18 protein-coding genes are annotated in these 18,915 nt (G+C 39.4%); 15 read left to right on the forward strand and 3 right to left on the reverse strand.

Translation table 11 applies throughout. The features are described 5' to 3' along the window. Window positions 1-19: 19 nt before the first annotated feature. The 3 genes from BKH46_RS09740 to nusA are packed head-to-tail and all read right to left on the reverse strand — an operon-like array spanning window position 20 to window position 5,019. Window positions 20-802, reverse strand: a complete 783-nt coding sequence (locus tag BKH46_RS09740; protein WP_253248280.1) for a hypothetical protein — start codon at window positions 800-802, stop codon at window positions 20-22. Next, window positions 754-3,846, reverse strand: a complete 3,093-nt coding sequence (locus BKH46_RS03175; protein ID WP_253248281.1) for an N-6 DNA methylase — start codon at window positions 3,844-3,846, stop codon at window positions 754-756. The genes BKH46_RS09740 and BKH46_RS03175 overlap by 49 nt, the downstream gene beginning before the upstream one ends. A 36-nt stretch (window positions 3,847-3,882) precedes the next feature. Further along, window positions 3,883-5,019: a transcription termination factor NusA gene (gene nusA / locus BKH46_RS03180; RefSeq protein ID WP_095225389.1), complete on the reverse strand. Its 1,137-nt coding sequence runs from the start codon at window positions 5,017-5,019 to the stop codon at window positions 3,883-3,885. 182 nt (window positions 5,020-5,201) lie between these two features. Between nusA and BKH46_RS03185 the strand changes: the two genes are divergently transcribed. The 15 genes from BKH46_RS03185 to BKH46_RS03255 all read left to right on the forward strand — a co-directional run bounded on the left by BKH46_RS03185 (window position 5,202) and on the right by BKH46_RS03255 (window position 18,663). Next, window positions 5,202-5,444: an HP0268 family nuclease gene (locus BKH46_RS03185; protein WP_095225390.1), complete on the forward strand. Its 243-nt coding sequence runs from the start codon at window positions 5,202-5,204 to the stop codon at window positions 5,442-5,444. A gap of 10 nt (window positions 5,445-5,454) precedes the next feature. Continuing rightward, entirely contained in the window at window positions 5,455-6,762 is a 1,308-nt protein-coding gene (gene miaB, locus BKH46_RS03190; protein ID WP_095225391.1) for a tRNA (N6-isopentenyl adenosine(37)-C2)-methylthiotransferase MiaB, read from the forward strand. Beyond that, window positions 6,759-7,409, forward strand: coding sequence for a lysophospholipid acyltransferase family protein (locus BKH46_RS03195; protein ID WP_095225392.1), 651 nt, complete (start codon window positions 6,759-6,761; stop codon window positions 7,407-7,409). Before miaB ends, BKH46_RS03195 begins: the two co-directional genes overlap by 4 nt. Window positions 7,410-7,434: 25 nt before the next feature. Beyond that, on the forward strand, window positions 7,435-8,442 hold the full coding sequence (locus BKH46_RS03200) for a hypothetical protein (RefSeq protein WP_095225393.1): 1,008 nt from the start codon (window positions 7,435-7,437) through the stop codon (window positions 8,440-8,442). After that, complete coding sequence (locus BKH46_RS03205) at window positions 8,442-8,978, forward strand: hypothetical protein (RefSeq protein ID WP_095225394.1); 537 nt, start codon at window positions 8,442-8,444, stop codon at window positions 8,976-8,978. The genes BKH46_RS03200 and BKH46_RS03205 overlap by 1 nt, the downstream gene beginning before the upstream one ends. After that, window positions 8,975-9,553, forward strand: a complete 579-nt coding sequence (locus BKH46_RS03210; RefSeq protein ID WP_095225395.1) for a hypothetical protein — start codon at window positions 8,975-8,977, stop codon at window positions 9,551-9,553. The genes BKH46_RS03205 and BKH46_RS03210 overlap by 4 nt, the downstream gene beginning before the upstream one ends. A gap of 152 nt (window positions 9,554-9,705) precedes the next feature. After that, window positions 9,706-11,118 carry a major outer membrane protein gene (locus BKH46_RS03215; protein ID WP_095225396.1) on the forward strand — a complete coding sequence of 471 codons (1,413 nt, stop codon included), beginning with the start codon at window positions 9,706-9,708 and terminating at the stop codon, window positions 11,116-11,118. A gap of 89 nt (window positions 11,119-11,207) precedes the next feature. Continuing rightward, window positions 11,208-12,605, forward strand: a complete 1,398-nt coding sequence (locus BKH46_RS03220) for a major outer membrane protein (RefSeq protein ID WP_095225397.1) — start codon at window positions 11,208-11,210, stop codon at window positions 12,603-12,605. Next, window positions 12,605-13,009: a YkgJ family cysteine cluster protein gene (locus tag BKH46_RS03225; protein ID WP_095225398.1), complete on the forward strand. Its 405-nt coding sequence runs from the start codon at window positions 12,605-12,607 to the stop codon at window positions 13,007-13,009. The genes BKH46_RS03220 and BKH46_RS03225 overlap by 1 nt, the downstream gene beginning before the upstream one ends. Further along, window positions 12,991-14,262 (forward strand): ATP-dependent nuclease subunit B, encoded by a 1,272-nt coding sequence (locus tag BKH46_RS03230; protein WP_095225399.1) that lies wholly within the window; start codon window positions 12,991-12,993, stop codon window positions 14,260-14,262. Before BKH46_RS03225 ends, BKH46_RS03230 begins: the two co-directional genes overlap by 19 nt. Further along, complete coding sequence (locus BKH46_RS03235) at window positions 14,259-14,948, forward strand: hypothetical protein (protein WP_095225400.1); 690 nt, start codon at window positions 14,259-14,261, stop codon at window positions 14,946-14,948. The genes BKH46_RS03230 and BKH46_RS03235 overlap by 4 nt, the downstream gene beginning before the upstream one ends. 67 nt (window positions 14,949-15,015) lie before the next feature. Continuing rightward, the gene (locus BKH46_RS03240; protein ID WP_095225401.1) at window positions 15,016-15,267 is read left to right on the forward strand and encodes a YfhL family 4Fe-4S dicluster ferredoxin; all 252 of its coding nucleotides are present in this window, start codon (window positions 15,016-15,018) and stop codon (window positions 15,265-15,267) included. Beyond that, a complete protein-coding gene (locus tag BKH46_RS03245; RefSeq protein ID WP_095225402.1) occupies window positions 15,267-16,745 on the forward strand; it encodes a Ppx/GppA phosphatase family protein in 1,479 nt (492 codons plus the stop codon). The genes BKH46_RS03240 and BKH46_RS03245 overlap by 1 nt, the downstream gene beginning before the upstream one ends. Beyond that, entirely contained in the window at window positions 16,742-17,752 is a 1,011-nt protein-coding gene (gene waaC / locus BKH46_RS03250; RefSeq protein WP_095225403.1) for a lipopolysaccharide heptosyltransferase I, read from the forward strand. Before BKH46_RS03245 ends, waaC begins: the two co-directional genes overlap by 4 nt. After that, window positions 17,749-18,663: a lipid A biosynthesis lauroyl acyltransferase gene (locus BKH46_RS03255; protein WP_095225404.1), complete on the forward strand. Its 915-nt coding sequence runs from the start codon at window positions 17,749-17,751 to the stop codon at window positions 18,661-18,663. The genes waaC and BKH46_RS03255 overlap by 4 nt, the downstream gene beginning before the upstream one ends. The last annotated feature ends 252 nt before the right edge of the window (window positions 18,664-18,915 follow it).

The following is an 18,915-nucleotide window of genomic DNA, read 5'->3' on the forward strand; positions in this document are numbered from 1 at the left end:
CAAGGGATTTCTTGCAGGACTATTCCCATAGTTTTGGAGATGTGATTAAAGCGATGTATTCGGGTTTTTTATTTGCAAGGACTTGAAAAGATTTTAGCAGATGGCAAAATTCTTCATAAGAAATCCCATAAAGCTTGGCAACGGCAATCTCATTTTGTGCTTTGAGTTGATCGTAAAGCTTGGGCGTGAGTGGGATTTGATCTTTTTGAATACCAAACATATTGCTTATTTCGCAAAAAGTTTCAGGGTCGTTATAAAGTTGGAGTTTGAGAGCATTGATGGCGATGGAGTGATAAATGGGATTGTTTAAGATTTCTGCATCGTTTGGCTGGGGAAGTGGGAGACGCTCAAGATAGGTTTTATTAAGATGGATTTGCACCATCTGACGTGCTAAAAAATCGATGATTAAAGAATTGAAGATACCCAGAGCAAAAAGTAGCCGCAGGTAAGAAACACACTCTATCTTGATAGAATCTCCCAAAAGGGCGTAGCGTTTGGGTATGGAACTCCAAACGGTGTTTCCGCATCCGATATTTTTGGGCAAAAGGCTGAAGATAGCAGTATGTTCATCTGTATCTCTGGCAATGTCTCGAAAGCCCAAGCGGAAAAATTCGTGATCATATGCGATAAAGTCATCTTCATTTTGTTTGGTGGATTTTAAAAGATTTTCGTATTCTTTTTGATTGAGTTTTAAATCTTGCTTGAGGCGATAGATTTCTTTGCTTTTGAGTCTTTCTTTGAGTTTGGCAGGGTCTAGGAAATATTGCGAGGTATGAAAAGAGGTGTGGAATTGATAAAACATCTTGCCTTCATAAAGCGGCCATAATTCCCCCCCCCCCCAGAAATTTCTATAAACAGATCTTTATCTGCTGTCATATGAAGTTCGTTTCTAAAATCCAGCCATTGTAAGGAGAGTGTGGGGAAGCTTTGATAGCATTTTTGCAATATACTCAAATCAAGCTTATCACGCAATTCCATCAGGGCAAGATGGTGCGGGCTTAGGGAGGAGATGGTCTCATAATCTAGGAGAATGACCTTGGAAGCGTCATTAAGGGAGTGGGTATTGGTCTGATAAAACATTGTTTGGATCGTGTGATTTTTGGGGGCGGGAGTATTTTGGATTTGCATCAGGGCAAATTTGTAATGATTAGCTATATCGGGAAAAATACCCTCGCGGTTTTCAAAACCATAGAAAAAATGGAGCGTTTTATCTTCAAGGATATGTTTTCTCAAAGCCAAACTCCCTTCTTCAAACATCAGAGCAGAGGGTAAAATATATCCCAGATTTGCTCCTTCTTCCAAAAGCGAAAGATTGCGTTCGACAAAAAACCTAAACAAATTCCCATCTCCACTCCCGCGGCTATAGGGGTATTTGGTTTTATAGAAGTTGTTGGCAGCGGCGATATGGAATTTTTGGGCTTCATAGGCTTCTTTGATATAGGGTTTGCTCAAAAGGTCCTTTTGCAATTGTGATTTTTGCGTGTTTGACAATGTGCGATAATCGCTTTTGTATTGAGGAAAAAAGTCGCTGTCGCTGAATTTTGTCTTGTCCCAAGGGGGATTGCCGATGATGGCTTGAAAGCCTTTAAACTTGCCTTCTTCTACGATTTCGGGAAATTCGGTTTCGTAGTTGAAGAATTTGTAAGTTTTGGCATAGGTTTGGATGAGGGCTTTTATTTCCTTGTTGTCAAACAGATCTTGCAGACCTGTTTTTATGAGAGAGTCGAACAATCTTTTTTCTTCGGGTGTAAAGAATTGCAGTGCACTGAAACAATCTAAGAGAAGGTTTAGATTTTCTAGAATCGGAGTGATTTGCTCTTTGTAAATGCGTTTGGATTCCAATATCTCTTCTTCGGTCGTGTCTTTTAGGGAGTCAAGTTGTTTAAAGACATCTGATAAGGCATCAAATTCTTTTAAAAAATTTTGTATAAAAAGATTGCGTGCGTTTTTGTTGTAATCAGAATAGAATTTTTTAAATTCTTCGATACTTGAACCGATTAAGGCATTGCCACATTTGATATGGTGTTCGATAAAGCTTAGTGGCGTTCCAAAGATAAAGCTGTCGATCCAAAGACTGAGTTTGGTAAGTTCAATGCTGAAAGGATTGAGATCCACGCCAAAAATCGTGCGTTTGAGTAAAAGGCGCTTGAGGATATCGCTCTCATCAATTTGATAATTAGCGATATATTGGGCGGTGTTGTCGATAATGGTTTGCTTCTCTTTTTCATAAATTGCTTTTAATGCTTCATAGGCATCAAAGTTATGCAATATTTCTAAGGTGATTTGATTGAGTGCTTCAACCAAAAAATGACCGCTTCCGCAGGCATTGTCAAGGATTTTGAATTGTAGGATATTTTCGGGTGTGATTTTGTTTTGGAGACATTCTTTTACCAGATAAGAAACGACAGATTCAGGTGTGTAATAGCTTGCAGTCGTTTTGCGGGAATTGCTTGTATTTTTGAGATAGATTTGTCCTTTTGTGTAATGCTTAGCCTTTTGGATGGTGTGGGTTTTTTTGATTTTCTCATAATCATAGCTATCGAAATAGCCTTCAATTTCGGATTGCTTGGATTTTGATTTCTTTGAAGAGTAGGCGATATAAAAAATATCTTCTTGAGCGATCTGAAAAAAGTAAGTCAATAAGCCTTCATAAATTGTGCCTAAATGAGAGATTGAAAGTGTGCGATAATCGCGTTTGAAATGTTTATCGGATTCTTTAAAATAAAAGAATTTTTCTAAAATCTCTTTGAGATCTTTGTTTGAAAAAAGCTTGGGAGCATAAAGAGGCTTTGTTTTTGTGGCATCAAAAAGTCCGCCGTTAAAGATAGGCATATCGTAATTGGGTTCGCCCTTGTCATAAATATTAAAAATTTTTTGTAGTTGGACAAAACCGCTGAAGCTGTCTTCCTTGTCATCAAGTTGTTCGAGTAGATTTTGCAAACTGATTTCATCTTTGAAGTATTTATGTGCTTGGAGTGTCTCATCGAATTTATCTTCAAAATAAGCGATAAACAATAAGCGAAATGTAAAATAAAGGGCGTTTTTATACACATCTTCGAGTGAAATGCCCTCATTTTTGGCATAAATGCAACTACCGATTTTTTCAAAAATCGAATCTTGATTATCGATTCCATAAATCAAAGCTTTCAAGTCATCTTCAATTTTCTTTTTTGATTGGGTATTTTTGAATAAAACTTCTGCGATCGGAATTTCTTGCTGATTTAAAACGGGCATAAAATTTTCTGCTCTAAAAACAAAATAAAAATACTTGAACGCTTCACAATCGTTATTTTCGATGATGGCTTCCAAATCGATTTCGTAGAAGATTTTTTCTGAAGAAAGCTTGGAATTGTCATAAAATCTCCACAATCTTCCGTTGGTTAAAAATCCGAAATGAATTCTTAAGCTGTTGAGATAACGCAAGATTTGAAAATGCGGGTTGTCTTTTACTTTTTTGTTATCAACGGCAATATTATAAGCTTTAGATTCCAAGATAACGCTTATTTTATCGTTGCTTGAGTATCTATTTTGCGAGGGAATATTTTGATAGGCTGCTTTTGATTTTTCATCTGTAAAAAGCAGAAAATCAGGTTTTTCAATCTTGCCTTGAATGATTTTGCTTTCTTGATAGATAGAGTGCCATCCCAGAATTTTGAGTGTTTTGGAGATAAATTCATCTTCAATTTGAGGTTCATTTTGATTTTGAAATTTTTCTTTATCATACAAAGAGCATATTTTTTCAAAAGTTTCGCTCAAATTTTCTTCAAAAGGATAATTTTTTTTAAAACTAACCTCAAGAGTGTAGTTTGTAAAAAGATTGTTTTTTAAAAAATAAAAGTTTTTCATACAATTAGCCTTAAATGATGGAATGATGGGGCAATGCTATTGTTTAAAGAGTGATTCAAGTGCATCAATGCCGACTTTTGAAAGGGTTTTATCTTGCGTGTCTTGCGAATCTTTTTCTGCATTGATTTCTACAAGCTCGATGTCATAGCCTGTAAGCATTGAAGCCAGACGGATATTGATACCATTTTTGCCGATAGCTTTGCTTTTTTGGTCGCTCATGATATTGATGATGGCTTTAGGGGGGATGTTTTCTTCTGTTTGTGGTTGGAGTTTGATACTGATGATATTGGCTGGTGCTAAAGCCTTGGAGATGAATATTTCAGGCACTTCAGAGTATTCGATACAATCGATATTTTCGCCATTGAGCTCTTTGCTTACAGCATTGATACGCACGCCTTTGACCCCTACGCTAGCGCCGATAGGGTCGATTTTAGGGCTATGGGAGTAGAGGGCTATTTTCGCACGATCGCCAGGGATTCTTGCACTTTTGGCGATGATGACCTCACCATCTTTGATTTCAGGGACTTCTAGCGCAAGGAGTTCTTCAAGCATTTTAGGCGTGGTGCGCGAGAGTTCGATATGGATACTATCTTTGTTGATACCCACATGTTTGAGGATCGAAGAAACAGTATCGCCCACAACAAATTTTTCACCTTTGATACGATTTTTGATAGGCAAGACAGCGCGGATTCCATCGATTTCGATATAGGTATTTTGGGATTCATCGACGCGGACAACAACTCCAGTGATGATTTTGCCAATGTTGGATTTGAATTTTTCAAATAATTGATTTTCAATCATGCGCTGGATATGGAATTCAAGGTCTTTAAAAAGCGAATTCACAGCGTTCCTGCTCATATCCTCCAAACTCAATTCATATTTGATCTCATCACCAGCTTTGAGCTCGCTATCGGTTGTTTTTGCCTTAGAAATGGGGATAAAGTTAGTCGGGTCATCTTGGATTCTGGGGTCATCTTCTTCGCAGACACTGATGGTGTGTATCAGCCTAAAAGTTCTTTCTTTGTGGTCTTCTTCTACGGTGTAGTTGATATTTTCATCGATTTCTTTTTTTGCCATTTTGATGATAGAGTCTTTGACAACTTGCGATACTGTCGATACTTGAAGTCCTTTTTCATAAGCAATAAGTTCTATGATATCGAGTATTTTTTCCATCTGTGTCCTTTGATTGTGTAGTTTTATTTCATAGAGTAGGAGGTTTTTAGAGTTTTTTATTATAGCAAAATTTTTTATAAATGCCATTTTTTATGGGATTTTGAATAAAGAATATTCAAACTTTTTGTAAGGCAAAACAAGTTAAAATGCACCATTAAAATTATCAAAGAAAGGAATATGGCATGGAATTGACGCTAGCTAGGGGAAATATGGAGGAAAAACCACAAAAAATCAGCTTAGAAAAGCTGTTTGAAAAGCTCGAAGCAGGGGGCGATAAGGTATTTTATTTTGACCGCGCTAATAACCATAAAGATCTTTTGAAGGCTGTGAATTTCTTTGAGGGCAAGGGCAGAAAGGCCTATCTTTCAGAAATCAAAATCAGTCTGGATGAAAAAGACTATATTTATGAGCTGCATATTATTTGAGTAGTTTTTGATGAAGTTGTATATAGAAACGCTCGGGTGTGCGATGAATATGCGCGATAGCGAGCATATGATCAGTGAGCTCAAAAAGCAAGGTTACACTTCTGTGACCGATGATGCTAAAGAGGCTGATTTGATATTGATCAATACTTGCAGTGTGAGGGAAAAGCCAGAACGCAAGCTGTTTTCAGAGATTGGGCAGTTTGCTCGACTCAAAAAGCAAGGGGCAAAGATCGGTATTTGTGGCTGCACAGCTAGCCATATGGGCGAGGAGATTATCAAAAGAGCACCGAGTGTGAATTTTGTCTTGGGAGCAAGAAATATCTCAAAAATCTCAGAGATTATCCATAAAGACAAGGCTGTAGAGGTTGCGATTGATTATGATGATAGCACTTATGTGTTTGATACAGCCAGAAACACAGGTATCAAAGCGCTGTTAAATATTTCCATTGGTTGTGATAAAAAATGTGCTTATTGTATCGTTCCCCACACTCGCGGTAAGGAGATTTCAATCCCCTTGGACTTGATCTTATCTGAAGCAGATAAGCTAGCAAAAAACGGCGTCAAAGAGCTCATGCTTTTGGGACAAAATGTCAATAACTATGGTGTCCGATTTTCTCTTCCCCATAGCCGTATTGATTTTACAGGCTTGCTCAAGGAGCTCAGCAAGATAGAGGGGATAGAAAGAATCCGTTTCACCTCGCCCCACCCTTTGCATATGGACGATGCATTTTTAGAAGAATTTGCTAGCAATCCTAAGGTCTGTAAATCTATCCATATGCCCTTGCAGAGTGGATCGACTAGGATTTTGAAATCCATGCGTCGGGGTTATAGCAAGGAGTGGTATCTCAATCGTGTCGCTAAGCTCAAGTCTTTAGTGCCTGATGTGGGGATTGGGACAGATATTATCGTGGGCTTTCCTACAGAGAGTGAAGAGGATTTTGCTGATACAATCGATGTGCTTGAGCAAGTGGGGTTTGATACTGTTTATAGCTTTGTGTATTCTCCGCGTCCGCATACAGAGTCTTTTGGTTGGGGAGAGGAGGGGAGTGTGCCTAAAGAGGTAGCTTCTTATCGATTGACTTATTTGCAAGATAAACACAAGGAAATTTTGCGCCAAAAGGCTAAAAATGAAATTGGTAAGATCCATCGCGTGCTGATTGAAAATGTCCGAACTGGGGAGGTGGTGTTTTCTGAGGGACGTAGCGATAATGGAAAGCTCATCAAAATCCCTAACAAAGCCCTGAATATCGGAGATATTTTAGAGATCCAGATCACACAAAGTGATGGAGGGAGCTTGATAGGGGATATGTTGCAATGACTTTAAGCTGGAAGCAAAAAATCACCCTTGCTATTCTCCCGCGGCTTGTTTGGGGGATATTGTGGCTGTTGTATGGGAGCTGTCGCCATAGATTTTATTTATCCGAGCAGCTCAAAGAAACTAATTTTATTGCAAGTTTTTGGCACGGAGAATTTTTGATGCTGCCCTTTGCTTATCTCAAGCTCAAGCCCAAGCCTAAGATTTGCGTGATTTCAAGCCAGCATTTTGATGGGGAGCTGATGGTGAAACTTTATAGTTATTTTGGGTTTCAGACTATTAGAGGCTCTACCAATAAAGGTGGCAGGCGCGTGCTTGTGGAGTCTTTTGCACATTTAAAGGAGGGGTGGGATATGGGGATCACGCCCGATGGTCCTAAAGGACCCTACCACCATATCGCTGATGGTGTCGTGGCGATGGCGCAAAAGACGGGCGTGGGAATCAGTGTATGCAGGGTGTTTCCAAGAAAATATTATCGCTTGAATACTTGGGATCGCTTCCAGATACCAAAGCCTTTTTCTCAGATTGATTATTATATGTTAGAGCCGTTTTTTATCCCCAAAGATATGGATATAGAAGAGGCTAAAAAGCTTGTTTATATGCGTATGGAAGATTTTTTAGGAGAAACGCAGCGGTTTTTGATAAAATAGTTCTAAATTAAAAAGTAGGTTGATGATGGATATTTTTGGTTTTTCAAAATTGATAAAACCTTTTTTTTCAAATGTATTTATCGCTGTGAATATCGACAGCAAGATGTGTGCGATCAAAATCTTGCGTATCAAAAATAAGCAAGTCATTGAGAGTTTGCAAAAAGAATTCAAAATCATCAACAACGAACTGCCGATGGACGCCATCAAGCTGATTAGGACTTATCAGAAAAAATATCCCTTCACCTACTTGAGCACTATGGCTAAGACTTATAATCAAGGTATCTTGAAAAAGGGCAAGCCAGAGGATTTGCTCGCATATGGTCTGAATCCTAAAGAACTCAATATTTTGGATTTTGAAAATTTTCGGTTTTATATCAAAAACTCTGCCATCAAAGAAAATATTGAAAAATTCTCAAAAATCGGTGGGCCAGATTATTTGTTTTCGCCTTTTGCACTCATTTATCACAAAATCAAAGACCAGCTAGAGCCACAAATGCATTTGTATATCCTGCAAGAAAGGAGCTGTATTTCTTTGTTGATAGCAGACAATAAGGGCGTGTATTTTGGAGGGTATTTTATCGTCGAGGGGGAAACTGAAGATGTGAGCGAGGATACGACAGCTTCGATGGACGATATTTTTTCTACTTCATTTTTGGGCGATCAAAATAAGGATTTTGATGATGAAATCGATGAGCTAGAAGATTTGGGGGATTCTGATTTTTTTATCGACAAGCTCAATGCAAGGCTTTTGCTTGATAGTCAAGAAGATGAAACCAAGGGCAAGGTAGATGATATTGCTAAGATTGCCACCGTTTCATCGATTATCCAGAATTCACTCAGAGAGTTTTATTCTAATGAACTTTATGAAAGCCAATTTATCGAAAAAATCTTTATTTTGGATACTTATGGGTTATCAGAGGGGGCTTTGAGCTATTTGAGTGAAAATATGATGATTGAAACCCATAAAATCCCTGCTTCCATACTCGATGGGCTCAATGGACTTGCAAGGATTGAATTTGCAAAGGATAAGTGATGCGTTTTAGTTTCCTCACGCCCCATCCCAAGCATATTCTGACTAAAATCACCAAGATATGGCTGTTGTATATTGTTGCTGCTTTGGTGATTATCTTTGGTTTTTTGGTTCTTTTGAAATTCCAGATATTCCTCTCTCATAGCAGGGTAGCAGATTATCAAGCCAAGCAGATTGATTATCAGACCAAGGTCATTGAACTGGATGCATACCAGAATCGGATTTTATTTGAGGTCGATTTGCTCAAAAGCAGACAGGTGCATAATCTCATCGTGCGTGATGTGATCAAAAATCTATTCAATATCATTCCCGATCAGATCACGATTGATTATATTGAAATTGGCAGTGATTTCTTGACTATCAAAGGTTCCACGCCCTCTAAAGAGGTATTCAAGTTCTTGCTCCAAGACCCCTTGAAGGCTATTTTTGGCAAAAGCAATGTGAGCTTTTTCCCTCTTTCAAATGGTTGGTATCATTTTGTTTCTACGAGCCGATCTGTCATCTCAATCATCGAACAACCCAAGGAAGCAGACAGATGAGCACACAAGGCAATAAGAATTTTTTCTATATCGATGTCGAGCCAGAGCTAGTAATCCGCAATTTGATTTTTTTTGTGATTTTTTGTTTGCTTGTGAGTGTGTTTATCAATTATTGCCTATGGCCAGTGATTGAAGAATACAAACAGCAGCATATCGAAGAGAAAAAAATCAAAATCGTATTCTTAAAAGCTAAAAGCGATTTTGAAAGCCATTTCAACGCACTCAAAAAGACCAAAACTCTCAATCAAAAATCTTTGAATATTATGTCTTCTGCATTAGATGGCACGCAGCTAAAGCACGATTTGGATCAGTATTTCACACAAGTCAATATCGTCAAACAATTATTCCAAGCAGACAATGGCGAATCTTTCAGTATCGATACATATTTTGTGCGTGGGGAGATTAAGGATATTGTGATGATGAATCGATTTTTTAGCGAGCTCCAAAATGCCCCTGCTAGTATCAAGGTCTTATTGCCCATCATTGTCAAAAAGTCTGATACCTCCTCGAGCTTGGTTGTAGAGTTTTATGTCAATATCCAAAAGAGCAATTACCACCCACAAATCAGTTTGTAACTCTTTTTCCTATATTACAAAATAGTAACAAAACGGCAAATATTATTCAGAAATTTTCAAGCTAACTTTAATTAGTATCTTTACATCAATAATAACACAAGTGATTTTATTATTGATGCGACAAACTAAAAATACTATCAAAGGAAGGGAAAATGAAGTATAAGGCTTTAGGAACATTTTTAGTATTTGCATTTTCATTGGCAGAAGCAGGGAGCTTGAAGGAAGCTTTTGAAGAAACATCATTGAGTGGCTTTGCTTTTGGTCGTTTTACCACCAATGGGGGCAATGATGGGGGTGGGAGTAGATTTCAGTTTCGCATCAAAGCCGATTTGACTTCAGGGGAGGTCAATGGCTATTCTTTAGGTGGGGGGATATTTTTCTCACAAGGCTCAGGGACACCCGATAAAGGCAACAATACCGATAATGATATCCAAGGGAGTCGCGGGGTGCGCACAGATATGAGCGGCTCAGATGTTTTTAATATCAGCAATCTTTATATCAACAAAAGCTTTACACAAACAAAGACAAAAGTCAAAGTCGGTCAGATGAATCTTACAGGGCCTTTCACAGACAAAAGCGTCGATAGAGGGATTGGTGGAAGCATAGAGAATTCTGATATCAAAGGCACACAGATATTTTTGTCTGGCTATGATAGCTGGATTACAGATGATATTTATATCGCCGCACAAGCAAGCAAACTCCCTAATGACACGGGCAAAAAAGGCTCTGGAATCGGCAATAATCTCATCATCGGAGGGGTTTCAGGGGGCTATGCCTTAGATGATGGGGCGATCCATAAGCTTGATTTTAAACTCTATGATTTATGGGCACATCAGTTGATTGATTATATGATTTTTGGTGAGTTGGCTTATAAATACACATTGGCCGAGCATACATTTTTGAAATTTATGGGACAAGTCGCTGCGACAGGTGTGAATCCATCGGCTAGATTTGAAAGCAAAAGTGTCTTTTTAAATGGATATTTTGCCAATAAAGTTTCTCAAGAATCATTTACCACAGGCCCCAGACAAGAATTAGCCACCACTAGAGGGCTTTATAATATCCAAGCAAGTATCGAAGTGCATAAATTTTATGCTGAGCTAGGATTTGCCGGAAGCTTTGGGCAAGGATATGCAGCCTTGCTTGATAATGTCGGGGGGTTCAACACAGCCGGTAAGCTTTGGAACGGCTCTCAAGGGCATGGGGCAGATGGTTTTGGATTTTTGGGTGGAGGGGCGACTAAAGGCACTAATATCAATGCCCTTTATGCAGAAGCAAGCTATAAGTTGTCAGATTTTGTTTTGGGGCTAGATTTTGCGTGGGTGAGTGGTAAAAACAACTATCCTATGCTTACAGCTGGCTCAAACCACGCCAATTATGTCTATAGAGGCTGGAGTCCTGCCTATCCCAGTCAAAAAAAGACACTCGATGCAAGTTTCTTTGAACTCACACCAAGCATTGCTTATAAAATCGGGAAAAAGATCACAGCCCAAATCTATTATGCAAGCATATTTGGAGATATATCATTGAATCGCACGCGTATGCAAATCACATATAATTTTTAAAATCTCAGGAGTCAGAGAATTTTATTAAATCTTTATATTTTTTAGAATATAGTGATTAGCTTTTAAAATTCAAAACTCGGGAGATAAAAATGAAATTTTTAAAATCTATTGTTTTGCTTTGCATGACTGGAGGGTGTGCTTTGATGGGTTCGTCGCTCAAAGATGCAATAGAAAATGCTACTTTAGATGGTTGGTTGCGCGGGAAGTATTTTTATAGTGATGGCGCTGATGGCTCAGGTCAGGGCTATCAGATGTTTTTCTTACCCAATGTCCACTCAGGGGAAGTCAATGGCTATAGCTTGACTGTGGGCTTGTTTGCTGCTTATGGACCAGGTGTGCCTGATGCTGTGACTTCAGATAATTCAATCGGAGGGAGCAGGGCACCTCGTATCGACCAGAGTTCAGCCCCAGATGTTTTTAATATCAGCAATCTTTATATCAATAAAACTTTTGAGAGCTCTAAAACCACTGTGCGAGTGGGTCAGATGAATATCGTTTCAGCCCTAAATGCAGGGACTTCCTATGGAGATAGGGGGATTGGGGGAATGATCGAAAATAAAGATATTCAAGGGATCCGCCTTTATGCTTCTGCTTATGATAGCTGGATGACAGATAATATTATGCTTGCAATGAATCAAGCTACCACCTATGGAATTGGCAACAATATCTTTATTTTGGGTGTTGAAAGCGATAAAGACTTTCAGGTAAAAGATTTGGGCTTCAAGCTTTATTATAGCTATGCTGAGCAGCTTTATAATATGATGATGTTTGGAGATATCCATTATAAATTCCATCTTGATAATGGCGTGAGTATCGGGCTTTTGGGGCAGATTGCTGGGACTGTGATGAATAGTCATGCAGCTTTCCATACTAAAGGCACGAATTTGAGTAATTATTTTTCTGCCCTAGCAGGTTTAGATCCAGAGGGAGCTCCCTATGGTGGGTATGCAAAAACTAGAGGTATTTATAATCTACAAGTCAATATCAAAGCAGGTGGTTATACAGGTAAGCTAGGCTATATCGGCAGCTTTGGTCAAGGGTATGGCACAATGCTTGATAGCAAGGGGGCTTTCAATGTGGGGGGTCAATTGTGGAACGGTATCATTGCTGGGGGCTTGATGGGGTTTGGCTGGACAGGGACAGGTGGGGTCAAGAACACAAGCTTGCAAGCAGTGTATTTCACACACCACTATAAACTCAATCGCGTTGGATTTGGGATTGATGCTGTGTGGGTCGGGGGCAAAAACCGATATCCATTTATGAAAAAAGGCTCTAAAAGAATCAGACAAAGCAGCAAGAACCGAGGCTCTGTTATCCCAGCAAGATCTGATAATGTGACAATGGATGCTAGGATTGTCGAGCTTTCTCCTCAAATCAGCTATGCTTTTACAGATAAATTCACAGGCTCTGTTGTCTACTCCCAAATGCTTAGCGATGATCTGCTAATGGGTAGGGCTGTTGTAACACTCAAGTATGATTTTGATTGATGCACCCAGATAAAAATAGTGGCTTTGATTTTGGCTTTGATGGCTCTATGTGTGCAGATTGTGGAGGGAAATGCTGCACAGGAGAGAGTGGCTATATCTTTGTCACTATCGATGAAATGTTAGCTATCAGCAATTTTTTAGATGTTTCGTTTGATAAATTCACACAAAAATATGTTAAAAAATTGGGATATAAATTTTCGCTTTTGGAGAAAAAAAGTATCGATGGTATGGCGTGTGTTTTTTTTGATGATATGACTAAAAAATGCCTTATCTATGATGTCAGACCCAAGCAGTGCGTGACTTTTCCTTTTTGGGAGGGGCATAAAAGAGATGTAATCACAGCTGAAGAGTTAGAAAATTTATGCAAATCTTGCAAAGGTGTTCAATGCTCAAAAGTTTTTTAAAAGTGGGGTTTATTTTCGTGCTGTGTGTGGCACTCAAGGCAAATACTTTTTCTGAAGATTATTATCTGATGATTAGCTCAGATGCCTTCAATCGGGGGGATTTTGCTACAGCAAAAGATGGTTATTTGGTATTGTATGAAGAAACAAATAATGTAGCCTATGCCAAGCAAGCTGCAGTTTCTGCTGCTAATTTAGGGGATTTTCAGACAGCTTTGAAGCTTGCTTTAGCTTATCAAGAAGCCACCAAAGACACTAAAGATATTTCTACAAACAAAATCCTTGCTGATAGCTATATTCGTATGGGTGATGTGAAAAAGGCGATTTCTCTTTTGGAGGGTATCAGGAAAGAGGAAGATTCTTTGGCTGTGGATAATGTGCTTGGGACGCTTTATTTGAGTCAAAAGGATTTTGACAAAGCTTTCCCTTTGATCAATAAATTTTATAACCAAACCCACGATGAAGGGGCTTTAGAAAAGATTATCACTATCTATTTGAGCCAAAATAATAAAAATGAAGCCTTGAGTCTTTTGAAATCCCATCTCAAAAAATACGGCTGCTCTGAGGAATTGTGTCAAAAAAGTTTCAATACATTGATGCAGTTTAATGATATCGCAGGGGCACAAGAAGTATTCAAAGAGATGTATGAAAAATCGCCCACAATCGAAAACGCAAGATATTATATTTGGATCCTAACTTCACAGAAAAAATACAAGCAAGCCCAAGAGGTCGCGCAGACTTTCCCGCTCAATAGGCATTTGCTGTTGGATTTGTATGTAGCACAAAAGGAGTTTGCTCTTGCGGCCAAACAAGCAAGTTTGATCTATGCAGAGCAAAAAAACCCTAAATACCTTGCGCTAGAAGCTGTTTATTTGTATGAAGCCACGCCCTCACCCCCTAAAACCCTCACCACACAGATTATCAAAAAGCTTGAAGACGCACTTTTGCAGCGCAAAAAAGAGATTGCTAGCACCAAAGAAAATCTGAACTATCAAGATGCGTTTTTTTATAATTTTTTGGGCTATATGCTGATTGATTATAGTATCGATGTCAAAAGGGGGATTGGCTATGTCAAGACTGCTTTAGAGGTTGATCCAGGGTCGATTTCTTATGTGGATTCTCTTGCGTGGGGGTATTATAAGCTTGGGAAATGCGCAGAAGCTAAAAAGATTTTTGCGACTATCCCTAAAGAACAGATTGAGAGTGAGCCTGAGCTCAAAACACATTTGCAATCTATTAGCAAGTGCGCACAATGAAGCCTTATCCTGCAAAATATTTTGAAAATCTCAAGCAAAGCTTGCAAAAAAAAGAAGAATTTTTGCCTTTTGATTTTTTAGGCAGGAGCTTGGCTTATAACCCCTATACACCAAGAGCCCAAGCCACTTCCTTCCAGAGGGCAAAGGATAGCACTACAGCAGGCAAGATTATTTTTTGTGAGCCTTTTGCTTATGAGGGGCTTTTGGCACTATCAACATCTAATACACAAGCTGTTGTGATTGATTTTACTGCTATTTATGGGCGAGAAGTCCCATCTGTAGCGGCTTTTGATTGTATCACACAGCTCAGGCGCTATAGTGAGAGATTGATTATCCATAGTGATATTTTTATCAGTCCTTATCAATTGCTAGAATCTGTGATTTATGGGAGTGATTGCGTGATTTTGGAGGCAGGTGTTTTAGGAGAGGAGCTTGCTAGTATGTGTGCGTTTGCTAGCAGAGTGGGGCTTGTGCCGATTGTGAAAATCACCACAGCCCACGAGCTCAAAGCAGCGATTTTTGCAAAGGCTGAGGTTATTTATATCGCCAGAGATTTTGATGATTTGCTCAAGCTTGTGCCAAATTCTAAGATTATTTTTCGTGATATGCCTCTTGGGTGCGATGGAGATACAAAAAGCTCTTATGGGGTGGATATGTTTTTGGTGCGTGATGGAGCGATTCAATAAAAGTTAAGATTGTTTTGGTTAAAAGGTCATTTCTAGAAATATCTAAACTATAATATCGGAGTAGAAAATGTCTTTGTTGATAAATGATGAATGTATTGCTTGTGATGCTTGCAGGGAGGAATGCCCCAATGAAGCTATTGATGAGGGCGATCCCCTCTATATCATTGATCCTGATAGATGCACAGAGTGCGTGGGGCATTATGATGAGCCTAGTTGTGTGGGGGTCTGCCCTGTCGATGCGATTATCCCTGATCCAGATAATGTCGAGAGTGTCGAAGAGCTCAAATATAAGTTTGACCAGCTGCAAGAAGGAGAGTGATGGCAAAAATAACTACCATTATTGACATAGGATCTAATTCGGTTCGTATGGCGATTTTTCAAAAAACGAGTCGGTTTGGGTTTTATCTTTTGTATGAGATAAAATCCAAAGTTAGGATTTCAGAAGGTAGTTATCGCTTTGGTGGGATACTTCAAGAATTGCCTATGTTAAGGGCTTTGAAGGCTTTGAGTGATTTCAAGCAAATCTCCCAAAAATATGGCAGCAAAAAGCTTTTGTGTGTCGCCACAAGTGCTATCAGAGATGCCCCTAATGCAAGAGAATTTATATCGCGAGTGAAGCAAACTTGTGGGATACAAATCAAGGTGATTGATGGCAAAAAGGAAGCATTTTATGGGGGCATTGCTTGTGCAAACCTTTCCCATAAAAAAGATGGCATTACCATTGATATAGGGGGTGGTAGCACGGAGTGTGCCTTCATCAAAGAGGGCAAGGTCATTGATCTGATTTCTCTTGATATCGGGACTATCCGTTTAAAAGAGCTTTTTTTTGATAAAAAAGAAGACTTGAGGGCTGCTAAGGAATTTATCAAAAAAGAAATTGAAAAGATTCCAAAAACCTATCGGCATACTAATATTTTTGGGATAGGCGGGACTATCCGCGCGATCTCAAAAATGGCAATGAAAAATACAGATTATCCCATTGATGTGCTTCATGGCTATGAAATGGATATCAAAGAGCATTTGCCCTTTATTGAGAAAATCTACACAACCAAAGAAGAAAAACTCGCCTCTCTTGGCGTGAGCGAGGACAGAAAGGACAATATCCGTAGTGGGGCTTTGATCCTTGCTGTGTTGCTAGAGAGATTTGAAGCTGATATTGTCACTACAAGTGGCGTAGGTGTGCGTGAGGGTGTGTTTTTGAGTGATTTATTGCGCAATCAAAACTACACCTTCCCCATAGGCTTCAATCCCTCTTTGAGCTCGTTGGCAGATAGATTTTTGCTCCACCATAAGCACGGGCAAAGTGTCAAAAAAGAATGTTTGAAGATTTTTGACGCCCTATGGAGTGTGCATCGAATCGATGTGCGATACAAGCTCCATCTATCCATTGCAGGGCGGCTTTCAGGTATTGGCAAAAAGCTAAGCTTTTATGACGCGCACGAACACAGCGCTTATTTTTTGCTCCACGCCCTTGATTATGGCTTTTCCCATCAAGACAAGGCCATCATCTGTCTTTTAGCCCAGTTCAGCAATAAAAAAATCCCCAAAGACAATTCAATCGCCCATATCAGCAAGATTATGCCCCCTATTTTGACCTTGCAGTGGCTGAGCTTTATACTTGGTATGGCTGAAGCGATGTGTATTGTGGGCTTGCCGAGTGATACACACTATAGCTATGAGGGCGATAGACTCAAGGTCAGAAGCTCCCAAGGGCTTTATCTCTCTCAAGAAAATGTGATGAAATTAGTCAAGCCCATAGAATTTCAGATTGAATTTTTTCAAGAGAAGGTTGTTTGAAAGTAGCTATTATTCGCCTCTCAGCTTTGGGAGATATTATCGTGAGTGCAGTTTTTTTGCCCCATCTCAAGACCCTCTACCCCCAGCTTGAGATCCATTGGTTTGTTGATGAGATGTTTGGAGATATTTTAGATCATTGCCCTTATATTGATGGCTTGCATAAACTCCCTTTCAAAAAAATATTCAAATCCAAAAACCCTATGGCATTTTATAGGCTTTGGAAGACTTTGTGTGGCTATGGTGTGTATGATATTGTGATAGATTTGCAAGGGCTTATCAAATCAGCCTTGATTGGGAGTATGCTTAAAAAATCAAAATTTATAGGTTTTGATAAAAATTCTATTCGTGAAAGTCTTGCAGCATTGTTTTATAATCATTGTGTGCATATCCCTTATGAAAAAAATATTTTAGAACGCAATGCAAAGCTCCTCTATGGGGCTTTTGGGCAAGATATCCCTCCACAAACCTCTCTCACACAAAGGCAAAAGGCTTTTGGATACACCCAGCAAGCAGCACAAAAAATCGATACTATTTTGGGTAATCAAAGCAAGGCAACCATTGTTTTTGTCCTCGAAGCTAGCCTTGAAGCCAAGACCTATCCCATTGAGCAATATGCCCAACTCACACATTTGCTCATGGATTTAGACATAAAAATCCTCTTACTCTCACACCACCACCCCAAAAAAGCTCAAGATCTTTTTGACAAAATCAGTGGTATTGCTGATGTGGTGCTTCTCCCTAAGATGGGCTTAGATGCACTCAAGGCATTGATAGGGCGGGTCGATGTTGTTATCGGTGGAGATACGGGGGTAACGCATTTGGCGTGGGCAATGCAAAAAGCCTCTATCACGCTCTATGGAAACACACCTATGGAGCGCTTCAAACTATATGGAGAGAAAAATATCTCTTTGAGTGGCAATCTCAGGGCAAATTATGATAAAAATGATTTTTCTATCAGACTCATACCTCCAGAGAGAGTAGCTGAGTCATTGAGGGCAGTTTTATGAGATTTTTAGTCAAGTTGATTGAGTGGGGTATGAATTGTTTGGGCTTTTTTTTGTCTAGATTGCCCCATCGAGGATTTTTGTTTGTAGTAGATGGCGTGGCGTTTTTAATGCAAAAGCTCGATAGGCGGCGCTTTTGCGATGCGTGGGCAAATTTGCATTTTGTCTATGGAGCAGCAATGACAGATACTCAAAAACACGCAATCATCAAGCGGTGCTATCGCAATTTTTCTTTTGTGCTCCTAGAGAGTCTTCGGGCTGTTTATATCCCACGAAAAGAATATGAAAAAAAGTTTGAGATATTTGATGAATTTTATTTGCTCGATGCACTCAAAAATGATGGGAGTGCTGTGCTGATGGGAATGCATTTTGGGTATTGGGAGGCGATGGCTACCATATTGCCCCAGCGGTATGTTGGGTATGACCTAGCTTCTTTGGGGCGTTTGACAGATTATGAGGCGATCAATCGTTTGATCATCAGTCGCAGGGAGGCTTGCGGGGCGAGATTGATAGACAAAAAGGGCGCTTTCAGGCATTTGCTGAAAATGTATAGTAAAGGCAAGGCACTAGCAGGGATATTAGTAGATCAAAACATCTCTCCTGATGAGGGGATATGGATCAAATTTTTTGGCAAAGAAGCGACCCACACCACGATCGCATCAGTCCTTTCTAGGCGCTTTCAGATTGGCATTGTCCCAGTATTGATTGCTTACAATGATGATTACTCAAAGTTTCAAATCAGGTTTTACCCTCCTATCTATGCCCAAAATACCAAAGACACAGAAAAAGATATCCAAGAAGCCACACAAGCCCAAGCAGACCTTGCTGAAAAAGCCATCAGAAACAACCCGTCGAGTTGGTTTTGGTTCCATAAGCGCTGGAAAAGCAAATATCCAGAAATCTATCGCCATTAAGCATTTGTGGGAATCCCAAAACCTCCATAAACAGGCTTTAACCCCTCTTCCCACCTCCCAATCTTACCTCCCTCCCTTTTCTCCTTCTTTCTTTTTATCCCCCCCCCTCAATCCATTAAGCATATATTAAGCAATAAGCTTGTAATATTCCAATCCCATTCAGGTGAGCCGCATATAAAACTCTCCGATAATTTTTCTTTTTATCTCTGGTTGATGGGTTTCTATAAGAAATCTATGAGTTAAGGGTTAGAA

Origin of the sequence: Helicobacter sp. 12S02634-8 (assembly GCF_002272865.1) — a bacterium.
Classification (GTDB): domain Bacteria; phylum Campylobacterota; class Campylobacteria; order Campylobacterales; family Helicobacteraceae; genus Helicobacter_J.

Coding starts and splice junctions, on each gene's coding strand:
- BKH46_RS09740 (WP_253248280.1), bottom strand. CDS start 802: ATGTTTTATCAATTCCACACCTCTTTTCATACCTCGCAATATTTCCTA.
- BKH46_RS03175 (WP_253248281.1), bottom strand. CDS start 3,846: ATGAAAAACTTTTATTTTTTAAAAAACAATCTTTTTACAAACTACACT.
- nusA (WP_095225389.1), bottom strand. CDS start 5,019: ATGGAAAAAATACTCGATATCATAGAACTTATTGCTTATGAAAAAGGA.
- BKH46_RS03185 (WP_095225390.1), top strand. CDS start 5,202: ATGGAATTGACGCTAGCTAGGGGAAATATGGAGGAAAAACCACAAAAA.
- miaB (WP_095225391.1), top strand. CDS start 5,455: ATGAAGTTGTATATAGAAACGCTCGGGTGTGCGATGAATATGCGCGAT.
- BKH46_RS03195 (WP_095225392.1), top strand. CDS start 6,759: ATGACTTTAAGCTGGAAGCAAAAAATCACCCTTGCTATTCTCCCGCGG.
- BKH46_RS03200 (WP_095225393.1), top strand. CDS start 7,435: ATGGATATTTTTGGTTTTTCAAAATTGATAAAACCTTTTTTTTCAAAT.
- BKH46_RS03205 (WP_095225394.1), top strand. CDS start 8,442: ATGCGTTTTAGTTTCCTCACGCCCCATCCCAAGCATATTCTGACTAAA.
- BKH46_RS03210 (WP_095225395.1), top strand. CDS start 8,975: ATGAGCACACAAGGCAATAAGAATTTTTTCTATATCGATGTCGAGCCA.
- BKH46_RS03215 (WP_095225396.1), top strand. CDS start 9,706: ATGAAGTATAAGGCTTTAGGAACATTTTTAGTATTTGCATTTTCATTG.
- BKH46_RS03220 (WP_095225397.1), top strand. CDS start 11,208: ATGAAATTTTTAAAATCTATTGTTTTGCTTTGCATGACTGGAGGGTGT.
- BKH46_RS03225 (WP_095225398.1), top strand. CDS start 12,605: ATGCACCCAGATAAAAATAGTGGCTTTGATTTTGGCTTTGATGGCTCT.
- BKH46_RS03230 (WP_095225399.1), top strand. CDS start 12,991: ATGCTCAAAAGTTTTTTAAAAGTGGGGTTTATTTTCGTGCTGTGTGTG.
- BKH46_RS03235 (WP_095225400.1), top strand. CDS start 14,259: ATGAAGCCTTATCCTGCAAAATATTTTGAAAATCTCAAGCAAAGCTTG.
- BKH46_RS03240 (WP_095225401.1), top strand. CDS start 15,016: ATGTCTTTGTTGATAAATGATGAATGTATTGCTTGTGATGCTTGCAGG.
- BKH46_RS03245 (WP_095225402.1), top strand. CDS start 15,267: ATGGCAAAAATAACTACCATTATTGACATAGGATCTAATTCGGTTCGT.
- BKH46_RS03255 (WP_095225404.1), top strand. CDS start 17,749: ATGAGATTTTTAGTCAAGTTGATTGAGTGGGGTATGAATTGTTTGGGC.